Origin of the sequence: Pseudomonas sp. EA_35y_Pfl2_R111, from assembly GCF_963970955.1 — a bacterium.
GTDB lineage: Bacteria > Pseudomonadota > Gammaproteobacteria > Pseudomonadales > Pseudomonadaceae > Aquipseudomonas.
Genome location: NZ_CAXAOM010000001.1, coordinates 1,189,989 through 1,210,180 on the forward strand (window position 1 = coordinate 1,189,989; position 20,192 = coordinate 1,210,180).

Sequence of the window (20,192 nt, forward strand, 5' to 3'; positions counted from 1 at the left end):
CCATGACCCGCCAGAGAGCCCTGATCGTCGATGACGAACCCGATATTCGTGAACTCCTGGAAATCACCTTGGGGCGCATGAAGCTCGACACCCGCAGCGCGCGTAACGTCAAGGAAGCCCGCGAGTGGCTAGCGAAGGAACCCTTCGACCTATGCCTGACCGATATGCGCCTGCCTGACGGAACCGGACTGGAGCTGGTACAACATATTTTGCTGCGTCACCCACAAGTGCCGGTGGCGATGATCACCGCCTACGGCAGCCTGGATACCGCGATCAACGCTTTGAAAGCCGGCGCGTTCGACTTTCTGACCAAACCGGTGGACCTCGGCCGCCTGCGCGAACTAGTTGCCGCCGCCTTGCGCCTGCGCAGCGCCGATGGTGAAGAGCTGCCGGTGGACAGCCGCCTGCTCGGCGATTCACCGCCGATGAAGGCGATGCGCAAACAGATTCTCAAGCTGGCGCGCAGCCAGGCACCGGTGTACATCAGCGGCGAATCTGGCAGCGGCAAGGAGCTGGTCGCCCGCCTGATCCACGAGCAGGGCTCACGCGGCGAACAACCCTTTATCCCGGTCAACTGCGGCGCCATCCCCACTGAACTGATGGAAAGCGAGTTCTTCGGTCACAAGAAAGGCAGCTTCACTGGCGCCATCGAGGATAAACAAGGGCTATTCCAAGCGGCCAATGGCGGCACCCTGTTCCTCGATGAAGTAGCCGATCTGCCATTGCCGATGCAGGTCAAACTGCTGCGCGCAATTCAGGAAAAAGCCGTACGCGCCGTGGGCGGCCAGCAAGAATTGATCGTCGATGTACGTATCCTCTGCGCCACCCACAAGGACCTGGCCGGAGAAGTCGCTGCCGGGCGCTTTCGTCAGGACCTGTATTACCGCCTTAACGTAATTGAACTACGCGTGCCCGCTCTACGCGAGCGCCGCGAAGACATCGCCCTACTGGCCGACATCATGCTCAAGCGCCTGGCCGACGGCACCGGCCTCAGTCCGGCCAAGCTGGATGAAGACGCACTGGAAAAACTCAAGAGCTACCGTTTCCCGGGCAACGTGCGCGAACTGGAAAACATGCTCGAACGCGCCTACACCCTGTGCGAAGACGACCGCATCACCACCAGCGACCTGCGCCTGGCCGACAGTGTACCGATCAGCGAGAACGGCGAAGCCAACCTCGCGCAGATCGACAATCTGGAAGACTACCTCGAAGCCATCGAGCGCAAACTGATCATGCAGGCCCTGGAAGAAACCCGCTGGAACCGCACGGCTGCCGCGCAGCGTCTGGGTCTGAGCTTTCGCTCCATGCGCTATCGGTTAAAGAAGCTTGGTATCGACTAACTCTCGTCACAACACAGCACTTACGGGAAGAGCTGTCACCGCGAAACTCTTCTCACAACCAGTCGACTCAAACAACCGCACGCAACCGCCTAGCCGGCGCATAGGGCGCAGGATCCACGATCGGCTCACGCCCGAGCATCAGGTCCGCCAGCAACTGGCATGATGCCGGCGCCAGCACCAGTCCATTGCGGTAATGCCCGCAGTTCAGCCACAGCCCATCATGCCCCGGCACCGGCCCAATAAACGGAATGCCCTCAGGTGAGCCGGGGCGCAGCCCTGCCCAATGCCCCACGACCTCTGCATACGCCAGCGCCGGCAACAACTCGATAGCGGAAGCTTTTAAGCTGGACAGCGCCTCGTCGGTCGGCGTCTTGTCGAAACCGGCATGTTCAAGCGTGCTGCCTATCAGAACATGTCCATCACGTCGCGGAATCGCATAACGCCCTTTGGCCAACACGATGGCAGGCAAAAAGTCTTCGGCGCACTTGTATAGAATCATCTGCCCCTTGACCGGCACCACCGGCAACTTGATGCCGAGGGTTTTCATCAACTCACCGCTCCAGGCCCCCGCTGCGAGCACTACCTGATCTGCGTGTATGTCTCCGCGGGCCGTATGCACACCTGTGACGCGCCCACCCTCACGAATAAAACCGCTGACAGCACAATGCTCATGCAAGGTCACATTAGGCATCTGCTGCAATGCCGCACGTAGCGCCTTGACCAAACGCGGATTGCGCACATTCGCCACATCCGCCATCTGCAACGCTCGTCCAAAGCCCTCGGCCAAGGCCGGTACCGCCCGCTCTACCGCCGCAACATCCACACGCTGCAACGGCCGACCCTCACGCTGCGCCCAGGCAAGCGCATCAGCCTCGTCATCAAGATCCAGCCAATACAAGCCTGTGGCATACACTTCCGGGTCAATCTGCGTCTGCGCCAACAACTGCTCACCCAGCCGCGGATAAAAATCCTGCGACCAATGCGCTAACGCGGTCACCGCGGGGCTATAACGCCAAGGATAAAGCGGCGAAACGATACCGCCACCGGCCCAGGACGACTCGCGACCGGCTACTTGACGCTCCAGCAGGACCACGTGCACGCCTGAACCGGCCAGAGCCAGCGCGCTGAGCAGGCCAAGCGCCCCCCCCCCAACTACCACGGCATTGAGCGCAAATTTGGCTTGCATATTGAGAAACCATCCTATAATTCCGATGCCTTAACTTCAGCAAGGATGCCCGAAGTGATGAAAAAAACATGCGGCTATGGCCTGGTAGAACTGTTGATTGCTTTAACGATTCTCGCCATCACAGCCAGCATTGCCATTCCCGCCCTAGAACAGTTGCTCGAGAACCAACGCAAAACTCAGACCCTGAACCAGATGATCGGCGCGCTTGGCTATACCCGTAGCGCCGCTGTCTTCAGTCGCATGAACACCAGTCTCTGCGCCGGACAAGCCGACTGCGACGGCTCACCTGCCTGGGCACAACGCCTGATTATTTTCCATGATATCAATGCCAATGGCAGGCGCGAACCAGATGAGTTCATGCTGCGCGAAGAAACCCTGTCTGACGGCTACAACTGGTACTGGGCGAGCTTCCGCAAACTCTCTCACGTAACCTTCGAGGCCGATGGAACCTCACGCGCAGCGAATGGCACTCTAACGCTGTGCAAGGCCGGACAACCAAAACGGCAGATTATCATCAACCTGGTCGGACGCATTCGCCACCAGGCGCCAACAGCAATGGCCGCCTGCAACTAAGTCGCTTATCGCGTTTTTGCTACGCTCATCCGCCTCCGGTGGTAACTGGAAAGCACCCGCCCTAAGATTCAAACCATCCCAATCCACGAGCCATACCCCATGTCCATCCACCGGGCGAAATACTTGCAGCGGGCGCGAAACCAAGGCTTCACCTTGATAGAAGCCATGGTCGTCGTTGTCATCATTGCCATTATTGCTGCTGTTGCCATCCCCAATTACCAGAGCAGCGTTGATGCGAGTCGCAAGACCTCTGCAACCAACAACTTGCTCGGAGCACTGCAGTTCGCCCGAAGCGAAGCGGTCATCCGCCGCAGCAACAAGGTGAAAGTGTGCGCCAGCGCCGACGGCAGCACTTGCAGCGGCACCGACTGGAGCACCGGCGGCGTGGTGCTCGACGACACCACTCTGCTGCGCAGTATTCCCGCGGCCCCTGACGTAACCATCAGCGGCAATGCCATCACGTTCAAGAACGATGGCACCACTACCGCCAGCAGCATCAGCGTGACAGGCGGCAAGACCATCTCGATCAACATCATCGGCCACGCCAAGATCAACTGACAGGGACATGACAATGCACAAAACGCATCGCTCACGCCACCGCGGCTTCACCCTGATCGAGGTCATGGTCGCCATGGTCATACTTGCCGTCGGCCTGCTCGGCATGGCCAGCCTGATGGCACACAGCCAAAAATCCACCGAAAGTGCCTATTCGCGCAGTCAGGCAACCCTGCTGGCCTATGACTTCGTCGAACGCATGCGCTCCAACGTGGTAGATCCCGAGGACACAGGCAAGAATTACAAGGTGCTGTTCGTCACCGATCCCAGCAGCAATGAGACAGCAGGCAACACAGGCACCTACGCACTGGCTAGCCTACCCAACTGCAGCGCACCAAGCGGGGCGGTTCCAGCTGGCGGAGCGAGCCGAGCCAGCTACGACATCGCTGCTTGGTGCGCGACCCTCAAATCCAGCCTACCTAGTGTGGACGCAGCAAACACCAAAGTTTCATTCCAGACAGGGACGCAGTTCAAGGACTTCGGCATCGCTACCGTCACCGTAAAAATCCAGTGGCAGGACAACAGTGCAGGTCAGGAAAACCAGACGCAGTATGTTGAAGTGGTGACTACTCTATGAACATGCATAAACAGACTGGCCTTTCCTTAATTGAAGTAATGGTAGCCGTAGTCATCAGCTCGATCCTTATCCTAGGCGTCACCGATCTGTTCAACAGCGCTTTCATGTCCGGACGCAGCAATTCGGAGCTGACCCGCGTACAGGAAAACGGCCGCCTGGCCATGGAAATTATCGGCGCCGATGCCCGCCTCGCTGGCCTCCAGAGTTGCACATCGGACAACTGGACAAAAGAGCCTCTTACGGACGCCGTTACGCTCACCAGCACACTGAAAAGTCTGACCCTGAGCTTCTCCCCAACATGCGACCCCGATGACATACAAAGTGTTACTTACACCTTCGCCAGCAACGGCCTGACCCAGGCGAAGAACGGCGGCACGGCACAGACATTGCTCGACGATGTAGACGGCACATTCACGTTGCTGCCCGCCAACAGCACCCCCGAAACGGCCAATGCAGTACTGATTGCCGTCAAGGTGAAAAGTCTTCAGGCCAATTTTACTGCACGTGATTTCAGCTCCACCTATGAATTCAAGAACCGACTCATTGCCCGGGACTGACCCATGAACACAAACAAACAACAAGGCATGGTATTGCTGGTCAGCCTGATCCTTCTACTGATGCTGACCCTGATCGCGATCACTGCCTCCAACCAGGCCACCCTGCAACTGCGTATTTCCTCCAACAGCGAGCAGCGCAATATGGCCTTTCAAGCGGCGGAAGCCGGTATATCCAGCTGGGTCGGCGCCTACCTGAACAAACAGGCCGTCCTCCCCAGTACCGGCACCATTGGTACAACCCAATTCAATGTCGCCGGGAGCAAATCCCGCTGGGACGTACCCTGCCCCGGCTCCGGCCTGACCCCAGGCTCTCCCCAAATGGACTGCTTCGACCTGAACGTCGAAGGCGGTAGCGTCTGCGACGGCGGAACATGCTCGGTAACCACCAGCCACCGCCAGGGCGGGCAGCGCCGAGGAGAAATCCTGTGAACACACCAAGCACTTTCCACCGTCGAGCCAATAGGGCCTACACAATGAATCCATTCCAGTTCCTGCGCCGCACCTGCGCCTTCGGCCTGGCCGGCACACTGCTCTTGCATAGCGCCATTAGCACCGCAGACGACACCGAAATTTTCTTCGGCACCAAACCGGATAATGGCATTCAGCCCAACGTACTGTTCATCCTCGACGACTCCGGCTCCATGGGCTGGTGTCTCAATAGCAACAGCACATGCAATAACAACAGCAATCGGATGAAGGTCCTCAAGGACACCATGACCAACCTGCTCAACACCACCAGCGGCGTCAACGTCGGCCTGATGGTGTTGAACAACTCTGCCGGTACACCAAGCGATGCCAGCGTGCCGCGCCTGCTGCAAAAGGTTGAAGACATAGACGCCCCGATCAACGTCAGAGTTTCCAGCCCGGAAATCAAGACCAGCGCAGACGATGCGAGCCGCTACAATGGTAGCAACAACATTAATGACCAGGCTCTGGTCATGGGCTATGTCAACGATCCCGGCAGCCCGATCATCCGCAGCCTGGGCGAACCTAATGTCTACTCCAACAACAACAGCACCTATTACCTACGTACCAGCGGCGGCAACACCTACACTTGCTCAGTGAAGATGGATGCCACCACCGAGTGTCCGGATGACAAGATAACCACCCTGAACTCTGGCTCTGGCACCTCCGGCCGCGATGGTCTGCTGTTGTTTCGCAACCTGAACATTCCCAAGGGAGTGAGCATTACCAGCGCCGTTCTCGCAATCACCCCAACGAGCAATGTGGCCAGCACCACTTTCAACATTAGCCGGGTCAACTCCAAGACTCCGGAAGCCTTTAACCATAGCTCTGTATTGGCCAGCACCTTTACCGCCAACAGCTCCAAGCCCAGTACGGTGATCGCTGGCGTACACCAGCTCGACATCACTGACCTGATGCAGGCGCAGCAGAACCTTAGCCCAACCCACAATCCTATCGGCGACTTGGCCATTCGCCTGCGTGCAACCAGCAGAACCACTTTCAACTACGCCGTGGGTGACGTAGCTAACGCACCGCTACTGACCATCACCTATACCGGCAGCGAAAATACCCCTCGCACCACTGGCCTGCGCTTCCAGACAGTGAACGTGCCGCAAGGAGCCATCATCACCGGTGCCACCCTGAACTTCGTTCCCGCCAGTTCGGACGACCGCACGGTCAGCTTCAGCGTCGCCGCAGAGAACAGCGACAACGCCAGCGATTTCAGCGGTGGAGACTTCACCGCCCGCGCAACCACTGCCGCCACCCCCTGGACACCTGCTCCCTGGCGGACGGAAAATCCGCCGGTGCATACCGCAAACGGCGCAGATGTCACCACTCAGGTGCAGGCCGTTGTCAATCGTGCAGGCTGGTGTGGCAACAACGCCATGGCCTTCACCCTCACGCCCAGCGGTGGCACTGGCAGCCGCACTGCAGTCAGCCTGGACGGCAATGATGGCTTTAAACCCACGCTCAGCATCAGCTATACGGGCGGCGAATCCGGATGCATGACCCCCATCGTCGATCTCAGCCTGCTTGAGGACAAGGACGACGCCCGCCAGTACAGAACCGACAAATGGAACACCAAAACCGTAAGCGTCAGCGAAAGCACAGTGTCGTTCGACGACACCAACGTTTATATCGGTGCACGTTTCCAGAAGGTGCCTTTCAAGAAAGGGGCTACCATCAAGGACGTGCGTCTGATAGTGACCCCCAGCAGCGCCCAAAATAGCGCCGTCACCGCCGACGTCTACTTCGACAACGCCGACGACTCGGCGGCCTTCAGCGCTAGCAACGACAACCTTGGCCAACGCACCGCGAGTGCCAAGACCAGTTGTACCCTAACTAGCCAGGGGCCTGGCATCCCGGTGTACTGCGACGCTCCAGGGCTGAAAACCGCCTTGCAGAACGTACTGGCGCGCAGCGGCTGGGAAGACGGCAACGCCCTGAGTGTGCTGATCAAACAGACCTCCGCCTCCTCCGCCCTTAGCCTGCGGGCCTTTGAAACCAGCAAAGCGGATGCCATTCGTTTGCAGGTTACATTGGACAAGGCCAGCGACCTCACCGACAACACCTACAAGGTGCGTGACTACCTCAAGGGTGTGGTCAGCGACATGAGGGCCAATAGCGGTACTCCGCTGGTCAACCTGCTTTACCAAGCTGGCAGCTATTACACGGCCCTGCCGGGCAAGCACAAAGGGCCGTCCACTCCTATAGAAAGCAGCTGCCAGGCCAACTACCTAGTACTAATGAGCGACGGCCAGGCCAACGGCAACAGCACTACCATCATCAATAATGCAAAATCGCTGACCGGTGGCGGCTGCGTAAGTCGTAACAGTGGCGAACAAACCGATGGCGAAACATGCGGTGTGGAAATCGCCAAATGGCTGAACGAAACCGACCAGTCCAACAGCCTGGATGAAAAAAATCTGGTCACAACACACACTGTAGGCTTTGCCATGCAGGCTAGCACCGGAGCCAAGAAGTTCCTCGCCGATGTAGCAACAGCAGGCGGAGGCAAGGCCTATACCGCCGACGACGCCAGTGACTTGGCCAACGCTTTCAACGCCATCATTCAAGAAGCATTGGCAAGCGACACCACGTTCGTCAGCGCCACCGCACCGGTAAACTCCTTCAACCGTCAGGATCACAAGGATCAGTTGTATTTCTCCTTGTTCCGCCCAGCTAGCACGGATCGCTGGTCCGGAAACCTTAAGCGCTACCGCATGGGCATCAGTAATGGCCTGCCATTGATCCTCGACCAGGACAGCGCGCCTGCTATCGACGCCAATACCGGGGTGTTTCGCACAAGCGCCCGCAGTTGGTGGTCCACTGCCAACGATGGCAGCAACGTCACTGCAGGGGGAACCGCCAGTAAGCTACCAGCTCCAGCTAGCCGCAACCTGTGGGTCAATATCGCGGGCGATACAACTCTCAACAAGCTTGATACCACTCTGACCGCCGCCCAGATTGGCGCGACGAACAACACCGAACGCGACGAACTGATCAACTACATCCGTGGCTTTGAAACAGGAACCAATAATCTGCGTCAAACCATCGGTGACCCCATTCACTCCACCCCTAGCGTGGTGACTTATGGCTGCAACGCCAAGAATGCCCAAGGTGAATGCACCGACGAAATAGAGAGCGCGATCATCGGCACCAACGAAGGCTTCGTGCAGATGTTCGACACCAAAACGGGGGTTGAGCAGTTCGCCTTCATGCCCAAGGAACTGCTGGCAAATCTCAGACGTCTAGCTGATAACGAAAATATCGGGGATCGCTCCCACCTCTACGGCATGGACAACAGCGTGACCGTATGGGCAGAGGACAAGAGCAAAAATGGAGTAATCGATGGCAGCGACTTTGTTTACGCCTACGCTAGTATGGGCCGTGGCGGACGCAATCTCTACGCCTTGGACATCACCAATCGCACATCACCCAAACTCAAGTGGCTCATCCAAGGCGGCAGCGGCAACTTCACTCGCCTGGGTCAAACGTGGTCAGCACCGATCAAGACCAAGATCAAGGTCGGCAGCAGCATCACCGACGTGCTGATTTTCGGCGGTGGCTATGACCCAAACCAAGACAAGCTGCTCCCACCGGATAATGTCCGTCGCGCCGACGGCCAAGGCAATGACCTGTTTATCGTTAATGCAGAAACCGGCGCACTGCTCTGGTCCGCGTCCGCATCTGGTGTCGACATGAAATACAGCATACCGAGCAAGGTCAGCGTTATCGGCCTGGAGGTAAATGCAGCTAATCAACCCACAATCAACTCGGATGGGCTGGCTACACAGCTCTTCGTTGGCGACATGGGAGGCCAGGTCTGGCGCTTCCTTATCAATAATGGCGGCAGCGGTAACAGCTTGGCTTCGGGCAAGGTGCTTGCTAGTGTGGCTGGAGCCGATGCAGCCAGCGCACGACGTTTCTACAGCGAACCAGCAGTTACTCTGGTCAACGCTAAGAACAAGCTCAACCTGAGTGTAAGCATCGGCTCCGGTTACCGTGGCCACCCACTGGACAAAGTGATTCAGGATCGCTTCTACTCTTTCCGCACCGAAGACTTGAACAAATTCGGCCCAACCTTGGTAGAAGGCGATCTGTACAACGCTACCGACTTGCTGAAAGTGGAAACAGCAAGCGACGAGGCCAAACAAAAGGCACTGCTGGATAAGAGTGGCTGGTATATCAACCTGACCCGCGATGGTGAGAAGGTACTGTCGAGCACGATGGTCATTGGCGGCGAACTGTACTTCAACACCTACCAGCCGGTGCTCGCGCAAAGCGCCTGCCGCGCTAACTTGGGTGTATCCCGTGGCTACCGAGTGAACCTTCTGGATGGCACAGCTGTAGGTGACACACGTTTCAGCGTGCTCAAGGGGGCCACTCTACCGTCCAACCCACAGGTCTACTGCAAGGGCGACACCTGCTGGGCCTATAACGACCCGTCACAGCTGGCCGAAACACCACCCAACCCACCACAATGCACCGGTCCGAACTGCCCAAGCCCGCCGAAAGGCTATGACATGGCCAGCAAGAGCCGGCTGTACTGGACCGATAAACCAGAAGACGAATGAGCAGATAGATGAATAAGCAAAACGGCTTCACCCTGCTTGAGCTGGTCATCACCGTGGCTATCCTGGCGATCCTTGCCTCGATAGCGCTGCCCAGCTACATCAGTTATGTGGAGAAGGCTCAGTGCGAGGACGGTAAGGCGCTACTAAATAGCGCCGCCCAACAAATGGAACGGCGTAGGGCCGAGAACGGAGGCAAGTACGACGCCAATACCGCTCTTAATAGCAGCACCAAAGTATTCGGCATAGCCGCCAGCAATGTCAGCGCGACGGACTACACGCTGACCGCCTCCACCACCTCAGGAGCCCGTATCAGTGGCAACATGACGCTGACAGCAGCAAGCACGCATGGTGGCTCGCTGACCGGGAAGTGCGGCTGGTAACTGCCGCCACATCTACTAAGTAAAAACACCGCGCTCTTACAGAGCGCGGTGTTGTCTATGGGCACCGTATATATTGGGGCACGCCCTCTTCCGAGTGATGATTGACGGCCAACTCAGCAGTACGTTAGAGCGCCTTTACCCGCAATTCCTTCGGCATAGAAAACGTCACGTTCTCCGGCCGCCCCAGCAGTTCTTGCGCACCAGCCGCACCCCACTCACTCAGCTGCTGAATCACGCCCTGCACCAGCACTTCCGGGGCCGATGCACCCGCAGTAATACCAATACCTGCCACACCCGCAAACCACTCCTGCTTGAGGTCTTCTGCCCCATCAATCAGATAGGCAGGCGTACCCATGCGCTCGGCCAGTTCGCGTAGGCGGTTGGAGTTGGAGCTGTTGGGGCTGCCGACCACCAGTAGCACATCGCATTCGGCGGCGAGTTGCTTGACCGCGTCCTGGCGGTTCTGGGTGGCATAGCAGATGTCGTCTTTGCGCGGGCCGCCGATGGCGGGGAATTTGGCGCGCAGGGCGTCGATGACTTTGCTGGTGTCGTCCATCGAAAGAGTGGTCTGGGTGACGAAAGCCAGCGCCTCTGGGTTGCGTACCTGCAGCTCGGCGACGTCGGTTTCGTCCTCCACTAGGTAGATGGCGCCGCCGTTGCTGGCGTCGTACTGGCCCATGGTGCCTTCAACTTCGGGGTGGCCTTCGTGGCCGATCAAGATGCACTCACGCCCCTCGCGGCTGTAGCGCACCACTTCCATATGCACCTTGGTCACCAATGGGCAGGTGGCATCAAAGATCTTCAGCCCACGCCGCTCAGCTTCGTTGCGTACCGCCTGGGATACACCATGAGCGCTGAAGATGACGATAACGTCGTCAGGAATCTGATCCAGCTCTTCGACGAAGATCGCGCCACGTGAACGCAGGTCTTCGACCACAAACTTGTTGTGCACCACTTCATGGCGCACATAGATCGGCGGACCAAAGACTTCCAGTGCGCGGTTGACGATTTCAATGGCGCGGTCGACACCGGCACAGAAGCCACGGGGATTGGCGAGTTTGATATACATGCTGATTATCTCGGCGCGCGTAAACGAAAGTTGCCGTCGGTTGGGTTAGTGGCACATTGCGGCGTAAGCCACGATGCCATCTAGCCAAACAGCACGGCGCCCGACATATGAGCCATGGTGGTTTACGCCGCGCCAAACAACATGCTGCAAACTCAAGCTGCGCCTGTGCGGCTAACCCACCCTACAAAATTATTGCGCTGATCAGAGCGCTTTAACCTCAATAATTTCCACATCGAAGCTCAGCGCCTTGCCGGCGAGCGGGTGGTTGAAGTCGATGGTTACCTGGCTGTCGTCAAAGGCTTTGACCACACCGGGCAACTCGGCATTGGCCGCATCATTGAAGATCACCAACAGGCCTTCAGACAGGTCCATATCCTGAAACTGGCTGCGCGGCATAACCTGGATATTCTGTGGATTGCCTTGACCAAACCCTTGCTCCGGGCTGATCGACAGGCTGCGTTTATCGCCGGCTTTCAGCCCGTAGATGGCCTGTTCAAAGCCCGGCAGCAGGTTGCCATCGCCGACCTTGAAGGTGGCGGGCTTTTTATCGAAGGTGCTGTCGACCACATCGCCGTTGTCCAGCTTGAGGGCGAAATGCAGGGTCACTTCCTTGTCCGGACCGATACGTACGTCAGTCATGAGCTTTTTCTCCGGACTTTTCGCTTTTGAACATATCCAGCGCCAGCAGGATTGCACCGCCGGTAATGGCCATATCGGCCACATTAAAAGCCGGGAAGTACCACTGCTGATGCCAGTGCAGCAGAATAAAGTCGACTACATGGCCAAACACCACGCGGTCCACCAGGTTCCCCAGCGCGCCGCCGAGCACCAAGGCTAGGGCTACTGCCAGACAGGTTTCGCCAGGCTTGAGGCGCTTGAGCCAAACCACCAGCACTCCGCTCACCACCACGGCAATCGCGGCAAAGAACCAGCGCTGCCAGCCCGCCGCATCGGCCAGGAGGCTGAAGGCCGCACCGGTGTTGTAGGCCAGAGTCCAGCTGAAGTAATCGGGGATGATCACGATCTGCTGGTACATGCTCAGATTGTTGTCGAACCAGAACTTGCTCGCCTGATCGACCACAAACACCAACAGGCTCAGCCACAGCCAGGCCAAGCGCCCGAAACGACTGACGTTAGGCGTGCCGTTACTAAGCATAGTGACGAACCTCGCCCGCGCCTTCGATGTTGTCCACGCAGCGACCACAGATTTCCGGATGCGCCGGGTTTACCCCGACATCTTCGCGGTGGTGCCAGCAGCGCGCGCACTTGGCGTGGCCGGATTTCAGCACTTTCAGCTTGAGGCCAGCGACTTCCGTTTCCACGGCATCGCTTGGCGCGCTGGCAAGCGGTGACAGGCTGGCGGTAGAGGTGATCAGCACAAAGCGCAGTTCGTTGCCCAGCTTGTTCAGATCGGCGATCAGGCTGTCTTCGGCGTACAGAGTCACTTCCGCCTGCAGGTTGCCGCCAATGGCCTTGGCCGCGCGCAGGTTTTCCATTTCCTTGTTTACCGCGACCTTCACCGCCATGACCCGCTCCCAGAACGCACGGTCCAGCTCGAAACCTTCCGGCAGTGGACTCAGGCCCTGATACCAGCCATTGAGCATCACCGACTCGTTACGCGCGCCCGGCAGGTATTCCCACAGTTCATCGGCGGTGAACGAAAGCACCGGAGCGATCCAGCGCACCAGGGCTTCGGCGATATGGAACAGCGCGGTCTGACAGGAACGCCGCGCCACGCTGTCGGCGGCGGTGGTGTACTGACGGTCCTTGATGATGTCGAGGTAGAAGCCACCCAGCTCCTGCACGCAGAAGTTGTGCACCTTCTGGTACACGTTCCAGAAGCGGTAGCTGTCGTAGGCCTCCTCGATTTCGCGTTGCAGCAGCAAAGCGCGATCCACCGCCCAGCGATCCAACGCCAGCATCTCGTCGACCGGCAGCAGATGCTGCGCCGGGTCGAAGCCGCTGAGGTTGGAGAGCAGGAAGCGCGCGGTGTTACGAATGCGCCGATAGGAGTCGGCGCTGCGCTGCAGGATCACCTTGGATACGGCCATCTCGCCGGAGTAGTCGGTGGACGACACCCACAGACGCAGGATATCGGCGCCCAGGCTGTCGTTGACTTCCTGCGGGGCCACCACGTTGCCCAGGGACTTGGACATCTTGCGGCCGTTCTCATCGACCACGAAACCGTGGGTCAGCAGCTCCTTGTACGGTGCATGGCCATCGATGGCAGCCCCGGTGAGCAGGGAGGAATGGAACCAGCCGCGGTGCTGGTCGGAACCTTCCAGATAGAGATCGGCACGCGGGCCGCTGGCATGGCCCAGGTTGTGCGAGCCGCGCAGCACGTGCCAGTGAGTGGTGCCGGAATCGAACCAGACGTCCAGGGTGTCGCTGATCTTGTCGTAGTCCGCCGCCTCGTCACCGAGCAGCTCGGCAGCGTCCAGCTTGAACCAAGCCTCGATGCCCTGCTGCTCGACACGTTTGGCCACCTCTTCCATCAGCTCGGCGCTGCGCGGGTGCAGCTCGCCGGTGGCCTTGTGCAGGAAGAACGGAATCGGCACGCCCCAGTTGCGCTGACGCGAGATACACCAGTCCGGACGACCGGCGATCATGCTGTGCAGACGCGCCTGGCCCCAGGCGGGAACGAATGCGGTCTGCTCAATGGCGGCTAGCGCGCGCTCACGCAGGGTGTCGCCTTCGTTGGGTTGCTTGTCCATGCCGACGAACCACTGCGCGGTGGCGCGGTAGATCAGCGGGGTTTTGTGGCGCCAGCAATGCATATAGCTGTGCTGGATAGCTTCGTGCTTGAGCAACGCGCCGACTTCTTCCAGCTTGGCAACGATGGCCGGATTGGCTTTCCAGATAAACTGGCCGCCAAAGAACGGCAGCTCGCTGACATATACGCCGTTGCTCTGCACCGGGCTGAGGATGTCGTCATTGCTCATGCCGTAGCCTTTGCAGGAGCGGAAGTCGTCCTCGCCATAGGCTGGGGCCGAGTGCACCACACCAGTACCGGCGCCCAGTTCGACGTACTCGGCCAGGTAAACCGGTGCGAAGCGCTCATAGAACGGATGGCGGAAACGGATCAGCTCCAGCGCGGCGCCTGGCGCGGTGGCGATCACTTCGCCCTGCAGGCCGTAACGGGCCAGGCAGCCTTGCACCAGCTCTTCAGCCAGCAGCAGCAGGCGCTCGCCGGTGTCGACCAACGCGTAGGTAAATTCGGGGTGGACGTTCAGCGCCTGGTTGGCCGGAATGGTCCAGGGCGTGGTGGTCCAGATCACGATGGACGCCGGTTTCGGCAAGCTGGCCAGGCCAAACGCGGCGGCCAGCTTATCGGCATCTTCAACCACAAAGGCAACGTCGATGGCATCGGACTTCTTGTCCTGATACTCAACTTCAGCCTCAGCCAGTGCCGAACCGCAATCGAAGCACCAATTGACCGGCTTCAGGCCCTTGAACACGAAGCCCTGCTTGACCATCTCGGCCAGAGCACGAATCTCCCCGGCCTCGTTGGCGAATGCCATGGTCTTGTAGGGGTTGTCCCAGTCGCCGAGCACGCCCAAGCGGATAAAGTCGGCCTTCTGCCCTTCGATCTGCTCGCCTGCGTAGGTACGGCAGCGCTCGCGGGTCAGGTCGGACGGCTGATTCTTGCCGAATGTGGTCTCGACCTTGTGCTCAATTGGTAGGCCATGACAGTCCCAACCCGGCACATAAGGGGCGTCGAAGCCGGCCAGGGTCTTGGAACGGGTGATGATGTCCTTGAGGATCTTGTTGACCGCATGACCGATGTGAATGCTGCCGTTGGCATAGGGCGGGCCATCGTGCAGAACAAACTTCGGCCGGCCTTCGCCCTGCGCGCGCAGCTTCTGATACAGGCCAATCTCGTTCCAGCGCTGCAGAATCTGCGGCTCGCGCTGCGGCAGGCCGGCCTTCATCGGAAATTGGGTGTCAGGCAGATTAAGCGTGGCTTTGTAATCGGTCATTTCAGGCTCTTCGTAAGCGATTGGCACCCAGCATTGAAACCGGGGGTTTAAACGCGCCAATGGGCACGGGCGGCAGCAATATCGGCAGCAATGGCCGTCTTCAATGCCTCAAGGGAGGCGAAACGCTGCTCATCGCGCAGCTTGTGGTGGAAAGCCACCGTCAAACGCCGGCCATATAAATCACCGGCAAAGTCCAGCAAATGCACTTCCAGATGAGCGCGGCCATCACCTGCCACGCTCGGGCGCACACCAATGTTGGCCACACCCGGCCAAGTCTGGCCGTCGATCTCGGTGCTAACCAGGTACACGCCCTTGAGCGGTACCCGCTTGCGCTTGAGTTGCACGTTGGCGGTCGGCGCATTCAGCTGGCGACCCAGTTTCTGCCCGTGCAACACCCGCCCAGCAATCTGGAAGGGCCGCCCGAGCAAGTGCTGCGCCAAGGCGAAGTCACCGGCATCAAGGGCTTCACGCACCCGCGTACTGCTGACCCGGATGCCATCCAGTTCGACCGTGGTCGCGGCCTCAACACTGAAGCCTTCGCGCTCGCCGGCCTCGGCCAAGAAGGCAAAGTCGCCAGCGCGGTCGCAGCCGAAACGGAAGTCATCACCCACTTCCAGATGCTGCACACCCAGGCCTTCCACCAGCACGCGATGCACGAACTCAGCAGCGCTCAGCTCACGCAGGCGGCGGTTGAAGCTAAGGCACAGCACCCGATCAACGCCCTCGGCCGCCAGCAAGGCCAGCTTGTCGCGCAGTCGCGCCAAGCGCGCCGGTGCGGTATCGGGAGCAAAAAACTCGCGCGGCTGCGGCTCGAAAATCAATACGCAGCTGGGCACCCCGAGCTCGGCGGAGCGCTCACGCAAACGCGCCAAAATGGCCTGATGACCACGATGGACGCCGTCGAAATTACCGATAGTGGCGACACAGCCCCGATGCTGGGGCCGCAAATTGTGTAGGCCTCGAACCAGCTGCATAACGCGCTTCTTGCTCATAAAGTGGCCGATTATACGCACACCGAGCAACGGACAACAGGCAACAAATCAGCCTCAGTCAGACTGAGCTGCGCCGCGCAAAGTCCCGCAAACGAAAACCCAGCAGCGCCAGTACGGCCAAGTAGGTCAGCATGCCCACGCCAACCAGCCCACCCAGACGCAGCAAACGCCAGAGCATGGTCCCATCCGCCCAGGCCGGCAACTGCTGCATGGTTAGCAGCAGCACCGCCACCATCGCCAGCAGAGCCAGCAGTAATTTACCGAAAAACAGCGCCCAACCCGGCTGCGGCTGGAACATGTCGCGCTTGCGTAGCTGCCAGTACAACAGCCCGGCATTCAGACAGGCAGCCAGACCAATAGCCAGCGCCAAGCCGGCATGGGCCAGGGGAATCACGAAGATAAACAGCACATTCATCGCCTGGGTCGCCAGTAGCGTCACCAGCCCGATACGCACCGGTGTCTTGATGTTCTGTTGGGCGTAGAAGGCTGGAGCAAGAATTTTCACCAGAATAATCCCGACCAAGCCGAGCGAGTAAGCAACCAAAGCTCGCTGGGTCATCAAGGTGTCGTCGGCAGTGAACTTGCCATACTGAAACAGTGAAGCGATCAGCGGCTCGGAGATAACCGCCAGCGCCACCGCACTGGGCAGCGCTAACACCAGACACAGACGCAAGCCCCAGTCGAGCAACTTGGAGTAGTCCTCGCGGTTGGCGCCGGAATGGGTTTTCGACAAAGCCGGCAGCAGAATGGTCCCCAGCGCCACGCCGAGCACACCGGCCGGCAGCTCCATCAGGCGGTCGGCGTAATACATCCAGGACACCGAACCTGCGATTAGAAAGGACGCAAAGATCGTATTGATGATCAGCGAAATCTGGCTGACCGACACCCCAAAGATCGCCGGCCCCATCTGCTTGACCACACGCCAGACGCCAGTGTCTTTGAGGTTTAGGCGCGGCAGCACAAGCATGCCGATCTTGTGCAGGTGCGGCAGCTGAAACAGCAGCTGCGCCAAGCCGCCCACCAGTACCGCCCAGCCCAGCGCCATGATCGGCGGGTCGAAATAGGGCGTCAGAAACAGGGCAAAGACGATCATGCTGACGTTCAGCAGCGTCGGCACAAAGGCCGGCACCGAGAACCGGTTCCAGGTATTGAGCACCGCCCCCGCCAGCGAGGACAGGGAGATCAGCAAGATATAAGGAAAGGTTATCCGCAACAGATCGGTGGTCAGCTCAAAACGCTCCGCCTCATCGGCAAAACCAGGAGCAGACGCCCAAACAATCCACGGCGCAGCAAGAATCCCGATAAAGGTCACCAGCGCCAGCACCAGGGTCAGCAGGCCGATGACGTAAGCCAGAAACGTGCGCGCAGCTTCATCACCCTGCTGGGTTTTATATTCGGCCAGAATCGGCACAAAGGCCTGGGAAAACGCGCCTTCGGCAAAAATCCGGCGCAGCAGATTGGGCAGTTTGAACGCCACCACAAAGGCGTCCGAAGCCACGCCAGCACCAAAGATGCGAGCGATAATGGTGTCACGCACAAAGCCCAATACACGCGAAAGCATGGTCATGGAACTAACGGCGGCCAACGACTTGAGCAAATTCATGTAGTATCCCGGCTCCGCAAACAAGCACTGGCGCGCAAAAGCGACGAGTGTAGCGGTCTGCCACTGGTCAGGCCAGCACAGGGAAAAGCCATCAGGCTTGACAGCACTCCCTCATATCGGCATGATTCGCGGCCTTATTTGTTTGTAACCCCCAGAATTTTTTCGAGGAGCTTGACGGTGGCCAATACACCTTCTGCCAAAAAACGCGCAAAACAGGCTGAGAAGCGTCGTAGCCATAACGCCAGCCAGCGCTCGATGGTCCGTACCTACATCAAGAACGTCGTCAAGGCTATCGAAGCCAAAGACGTAGCTCTTGCCACCACTGCTTACACCTTGGCTGTGCCAGTTATCGACCGCATGGCCGATAAAGGCATCATCCACAAGAACAAAGCCGCTCGTCATAAGAGCCGCCTGAATGGCCACATCAAGGCCCTGGGCGAAGCTGCAGCTGCCTAAGCTGTTAGCGACAAGCTGACTGTTCTTAAAAAAGCCGGCTTAATCGCCGGTTTTTTTATTGCCCGCAAAATGACCATCAACAAAAAGCCCGAATCGCTTCGGGCTTTTTGTTTAGGGCTTTTGTGGCCAGGGCAGAATCGGAATGGCTGTCACCGCATTCTGCGGACTACCCTCGATTACCCGATCGCTGTAGACCAGATAAACCAGGGTATTGCGCTTCTGATCGAAGAATCGCACCACCTGCATGGTCTTGAATACCAGCGAGGTGCGCTCACGAAAGACCTCTTCGCCCTCCTTGAGCTTGCCTACAAAGCTGACCGGCCCAACCTGGCGACAGGCAATCGAGGCCTCAGCCCGATCCTCAGCCAAACCCAGGCCGCCCTTGACGCCGCCGGTCTTGGCCCGCGAAAGATAACAGGTCACACCCTCGACTTTAGGGTCATCGAAGGCCTCGACCACGATCTTGTCGTTCGGTCCCATCAGCTTGAATACCGTCGACACTTCACCGATCTGCTCGGCAACCGCCAACACAGGCAGCAACACCAGCACACCCAACAATCCCTTTACCACTCGCATCAGCCTTCCCTCAAAACCCATTCAAAGCCTCGCGAGCTAGAGCCATGCAAGGCAAAAACAAGCGAGGAAGCGGAGTGTACTTTTGTACATGAGCATTCTGAGCCTGTTTTTAACGCAGCAGGGCCGACGCGCAGCAGGCTTTGTGTAGGTTTTCAAATCAGGATTAAATTATCCCGATGCACCAACTCGGGCTCATCAACATAACCCAGCAGCCTCTCGATGGCATCCGACGACTGGCCGATGATTTTTTGCGCCTCAAGCGCACTGTAGTTGGCCAACCCACGAGCAATCTCGCGACCATCCGCACTGACGCACACCACCATCTCGCCGCGGCGAAAGCTGCCCTGCACGGCTTTCACGCCAACCGGCAGCAAACTCTTGGTGCCGGTTGCCAACGCCTTGACCGCGCCGTCATCCAGCACCAGGGTGCCGCGGGTCTGTAGATGCCCGGCCAACCACTGCTTGCGCGCCGCCAGCATGCCGCGCTCAGGCGCCAGCAGCGTACCCAAGCGCTCGCCCGTCTTGAGCCGCGCCAGCACCTGCTCGATCGCCCCACCGACAATCACCGTATGCGCACCGGAACGCGCAGCCAGGCGCGCCGCACGCAGCTTGGTCTGCATACCACCACGCCCCAGCGCACCACCCACACCGCCAGCAACTGCATCCAGCGCGGGATCATCGGCGCGCGCCTCATAGATCAGCTCAGCACCAGGGTTATGCCGCGGGTCGGCGTTATACATGCCGTCGCGATCGGTGAGGATCACCAGCAGGTCGGCCTCGACCAGATTGGCCACCAGCGCCGCCAGGGTGTCGTTATCACCAAAGCGGATCTCATCGGTCACCACCGTGTCGTTCTCGTTGATCACCGGCACCACATCCAGATCCACCAGCGTGCGCAGCGTACTGCGCGCGTTCAGGTAGCGCTTGCGATCAGATAGGTCGTCGTGGGTCAGCAGAATCTGCGCCGTGCGCCGGCCATGCTCGGCAAAGCTCGACTCCCACGCCTGAATCAGCACCATCTGGCCGATCGCTGCGGCTGCCTGCAACTCATGCATGGCACTCGGTCGCGCAACCCAGCCTAGCTTGCTCATGCCCGCCGCCACCGCGCCAGAAGACACCAGCACCAACTCAACGCCCTGCTCGCGCAGCGCGACCATCTGCCTAACCCACACGGCCATGGCCGCACGATCCAGACCACGCCCATCGGCGGTCAACAGCGCACTGCCAATCTTCACCACCCAGCGCTGCGCACCGGTTACCTTGTCACGCATGATCTTCCAACCTTAGCGGCGACCTGTGATTACAA

General features: G+C 59.0%; 18 protein-coding genes. 9 read left to right on the top strand and 9 right to left on the bottom strand.

What is annotated here, in order from left to right:
• Nucleotides 1-2: 2 nt before the first annotated feature.
• A complete protein-coding gene (locus tag AACY25_RS05790) occupies nt 3-1,340 on the top strand; it encodes a sigma-54-dependent transcriptional regulator (protein WP_339523064.1) in 1,338 nt (445 codons plus the stop codon).
• Between the two features lie 67 nt (nt 1,341-1,407).
• Here AACY25_RS05790 and thiO read toward each other — a convergent pair whose 3' ends face one another.
• Nucleotides 1,408-2,526: a glycine oxidase ThiO gene (gene thiO / locus AACY25_RS05795; RefSeq protein ID WP_339523066.1), complete on the bottom strand. Its 1,119-nt coding sequence runs from the start codon at nt 2,524-2,526 to the stop codon at nt 1,408-1,410.
• A gap of 45 nt (nt 2,527-2,571) precedes the next feature.
• On the opposite strand from thiO, the gene AACY25_RS05800 reads away from it, so the two are divergent.
• The 7 genes from AACY25_RS05800 to AACY25_RS05830 all read left to right on the top strand — a co-directional run bounded on the left by AACY25_RS05800 (nt 2,572) and on the right by AACY25_RS05830 (nt 10,210).
• A complete protein-coding gene (locus AACY25_RS05800) occupies nt 2,572-3,099 on the top strand; it encodes a GspH/FimT family pseudopilin (protein WP_339523067.1) in 528 nt (175 codons plus the stop codon).
• 99 nt (nt 3,100-3,198) lie between these two features.
• Nucleotides 3,199-3,657: a GspH/FimT family pseudopilin gene (locus tag AACY25_RS05805; protein ID WP_339523068.1), complete on the top strand. Its 459-nt coding sequence runs from the start codon at nt 3,199-3,201 to the stop codon at nt 3,655-3,657.
• A 13-nt stretch (nt 3,658-3,670) separates the two neighbouring features.
• Nucleotides 3,671-4,231 carry a type IV pilus modification protein PilV gene (pilV, locus tag AACY25_RS05810; RefSeq protein WP_339523070.1) on the top strand — a complete coding sequence of 187 codons (561 nt, stop codon included), beginning with the start codon at nt 3,671-3,673 and terminating at the stop codon, nt 4,229-4,231.
• A complete protein-coding gene (locus tag AACY25_RS05815; RefSeq protein WP_339523072.1) occupies nt 4,228-4,788 on the top strand; it encodes a PilW family protein in 561 nt (186 codons plus the stop codon). Before pilV ends, AACY25_RS05815 begins: the two co-directional genes overlap by 4 nt.
• Nucleotides 4,789-4,791: 3 nt before the next feature.
• Complete coding sequence (locus tag AACY25_RS05820) at nt 4,792-5,217, top strand: PilX N-terminal domain-containing pilus assembly protein (protein ID WP_339523074.1); 426 nt, start codon at nt 4,792-4,794, stop codon at nt 5,215-5,217.
• A 44-nt stretch (nt 5,218-5,261) separates the two neighbouring features.
• Nucleotides 5,262-9,830 carry a pilus assembly protein PilY gene (locus AACY25_RS05825; protein ID WP_339523076.1) on the top strand — a complete coding sequence of 1,523 codons (4,569 nt, stop codon included), beginning with the start codon at nt 5,262-5,264 and terminating at the stop codon, nt 9,828-9,830.
• A gap of 8 nt (nt 9,831-9,838) precedes the next feature.
• The gene (locus AACY25_RS05830) at nt 9,839-10,210 is read left to right on the top strand and encodes a type IV pilin protein (RefSeq protein WP_339523078.1); all 372 of its coding nucleotides are present in this window, start codon (nt 9,839-9,841) and stop codon (nt 10,208-10,210) included.
• A gap of 124 nt (nt 10,211-10,334) precedes the next feature.
• Here the strand turns inward: AACY25_RS05830 and ispH are convergent, their stop codons facing one another.
• The 6 genes from ispH to murJ all read right to left on the bottom strand — a co-directional run bounded on the left by ispH (nt 10,335) and on the right by murJ (nt 17,854).
• Nucleotides 10,335-11,279 carry a 4-hydroxy-3-methylbut-2-enyl diphosphate reductase gene (gene ispH / locus AACY25_RS05835; protein WP_339523080.1) on the bottom strand — a complete coding sequence of 315 codons (945 nt, stop codon included), beginning with the start codon at nt 11,277-11,279 and terminating at the stop codon, nt 10,335-10,337.
• 201 nt (nt 11,280-11,480) lie between these two features.
• Nucleotides 11,481-11,918 (bottom strand): FKBP-type peptidyl-prolyl cis-trans isomerase, encoded by a 438-nt coding sequence (gene fkpB / locus AACY25_RS05840; protein WP_339523081.1) that lies wholly within the window; start codon nt 11,916-11,918, stop codon nt 11,481-11,483.
• Nucleotides 11,911-12,435: a signal peptidase II gene (gene lspA / locus AACY25_RS05845; RefSeq protein ID WP_339523083.1), complete on the bottom strand. Its 525-nt coding sequence runs from the start codon at nt 12,433-12,435 to the stop codon at nt 11,911-11,913. Before lspA ends, fkpB begins: the two co-directional genes overlap by 8 nt.
• Nucleotides 12,428-15,259 (bottom strand): isoleucine--tRNA ligase, encoded by a 2,832-nt coding sequence (gene ileS / locus AACY25_RS05850; protein ID WP_339523085.1) that lies wholly within the window; start codon nt 15,257-15,259, stop codon nt 12,428-12,430. The genes lspA and ileS overlap by 8 nt, the downstream gene beginning before the upstream one ends.
• Before the next feature lie 47 nt (nt 15,260-15,306).
• Complete coding sequence (ribF, locus tag AACY25_RS05855) at nt 15,307-16,233, bottom strand: bifunctional riboflavin kinase/FAD synthetase (RefSeq protein WP_339523087.1); 927 nt, start codon at nt 16,231-16,233, stop codon at nt 15,307-15,309.
• Nucleotides 16,234-16,309: 76 nt separating this feature from the next.
• Nucleotides 16,310-17,854, bottom strand: a complete 1,545-nt coding sequence (gene murJ, locus AACY25_RS05860; RefSeq protein ID WP_339523089.1) for a murein biosynthesis integral membrane protein MurJ — start codon at nt 17,852-17,854, stop codon at nt 16,310-16,312.
• 177 nt (nt 17,855-18,031) lie between these two features.
• Here murJ and rpsT point away from each other — a divergent pair, with 177 nt between their 5' ends.
• Complete coding sequence (rpsT, locus tag AACY25_RS05865) at nt 18,032-18,310, top strand: 30S ribosomal protein S20 (protein WP_136663161.1); 279 nt, start codon at nt 18,032-18,034, stop codon at nt 18,308-18,310.
• Between the two features lie 111 nt (nt 18,311-18,421).
• On the opposite strand, the gene AACY25_RS05870 is transcribed toward rpsT, so the two are convergent.
• Both AACY25_RS05870 and proB read right to left on the bottom strand, forming a co-directional pair.
• A complete protein-coding gene (locus AACY25_RS05870) occupies nt 18,422-18,886 on the bottom strand; it encodes a CreA family protein (protein WP_339523090.1) in 465 nt (154 codons plus the stop codon).
• 152 nt (nt 18,887-19,038) lie between these two features.
• Nucleotides 19,039-20,157, bottom strand: a complete 1,119-nt coding sequence (proB, locus tag AACY25_RS05875; protein ID WP_339523091.1) for a glutamate 5-kinase — start codon at nt 20,155-20,157, stop codon at nt 19,039-19,041.
• Between the last annotated feature and the right edge of the window lie 35 nt (nt 20,158-20,192).

Bases quoted from the DNA above. Each gene is read 5' to 3' on its own strand.
- AACY25_RS05790 (WP_339523064.1), top strand. From the start codon at position 3: ATGACCCGCCAGAGAGCCCTGATCGTCGATGACGAACCCGATATTCGT.
- thiO (WP_339523066.1), bottom strand. From the start codon at position 2,526: ATGCAAGCCAAATTTGCGCTCAATGCCGTGGTAGTTGGGGGGGGGGCG.
- AACY25_RS05800 (WP_339523067.1), top strand. From the start codon at position 2,572: ATGCCCGAAGTGATGAAAAAAACATGCGGCTATGGCCTGGTAGAACTG.
- AACY25_RS05805 (WP_339523068.1), top strand. From the start codon at position 3,199: ATGTCCATCCACCGGGCGAAATACTTGCAGCGGGCGCGAAACCAAGGC.
- pilV (WP_339523070.1), top strand. From the start codon at position 3,671: ATGCACAAAACGCATCGCTCACGCCACCGCGGCTTCACCCTGATCGAG.
- AACY25_RS05815 (WP_339523072.1), top strand. From the start codon at position 4,228: ATGAACATGCATAAACAGACTGGCCTTTCCTTAATTGAAGTAATGGTA.
- AACY25_RS05820 (WP_339523074.1), top strand. From the start codon at position 4,792: ATGAACACAAACAAACAACAAGGCATGGTATTGCTGGTCAGCCTGATC.
- AACY25_RS05825 (WP_339523076.1), top strand. From the start codon at position 5,262: ATGAATCCATTCCAGTTCCTGCGCCGCACCTGCGCCTTCGGCCTGGCC.
- AACY25_RS05830 (WP_339523078.1), top strand. From the start codon at position 9,839: ATGAATAAGCAAAACGGCTTCACCCTGCTTGAGCTGGTCATCACCGTG.
- ispH (WP_339523080.1), bottom strand. From the start codon at position 11,279: ATGTATATCAAACTCGCCAATCCCCGTGGCTTCTGTGCCGGTGTCGAC.
- fkpB (WP_339523081.1), bottom strand. From the start codon at position 11,918: ATGACTGACGTACGTATCGGTCCGGACAAGGAAGTGACCCTGCATTTC.
- lspA (WP_339523083.1), bottom strand. From the start codon at position 12,435: ATGCTTAGTAACGGCACGCCTAACGTCAGTCGTTTCGGGCGCTTGGCC.
- ileS (WP_339523085.1), bottom strand. From the start codon at position 15,259: ATGACCGATTACAAAGCCACGCTTAATCTGCCTGACACCCAATTTCCG.
- ribF (WP_339523087.1), bottom strand. From the start codon at position 16,233: ATGCAGCTGGTTCGAGGCCTACACAATTTGCGGCCCCAGCATCGGGGC.
- murJ (WP_339523089.1), bottom strand. From the start codon at position 17,854: ATGAATTTGCTCAAGTCGTTGGCCGCCGTTAGTTCCATGACCATGCTT.
- AACY25_RS05870 (WP_339523090.1), bottom strand. From the start codon at position 18,886: ATGCGAGTGGTAAAGGGATTGTTGGGTGTGCTGGTGTTGCTGCCTGTG.
- proB (WP_339523091.1), bottom strand. From the start codon at position 20,157: ATGCGTGACAAGGTAACCGGTGCGCAGCGCTGGGTGGTGAAGATTGGC.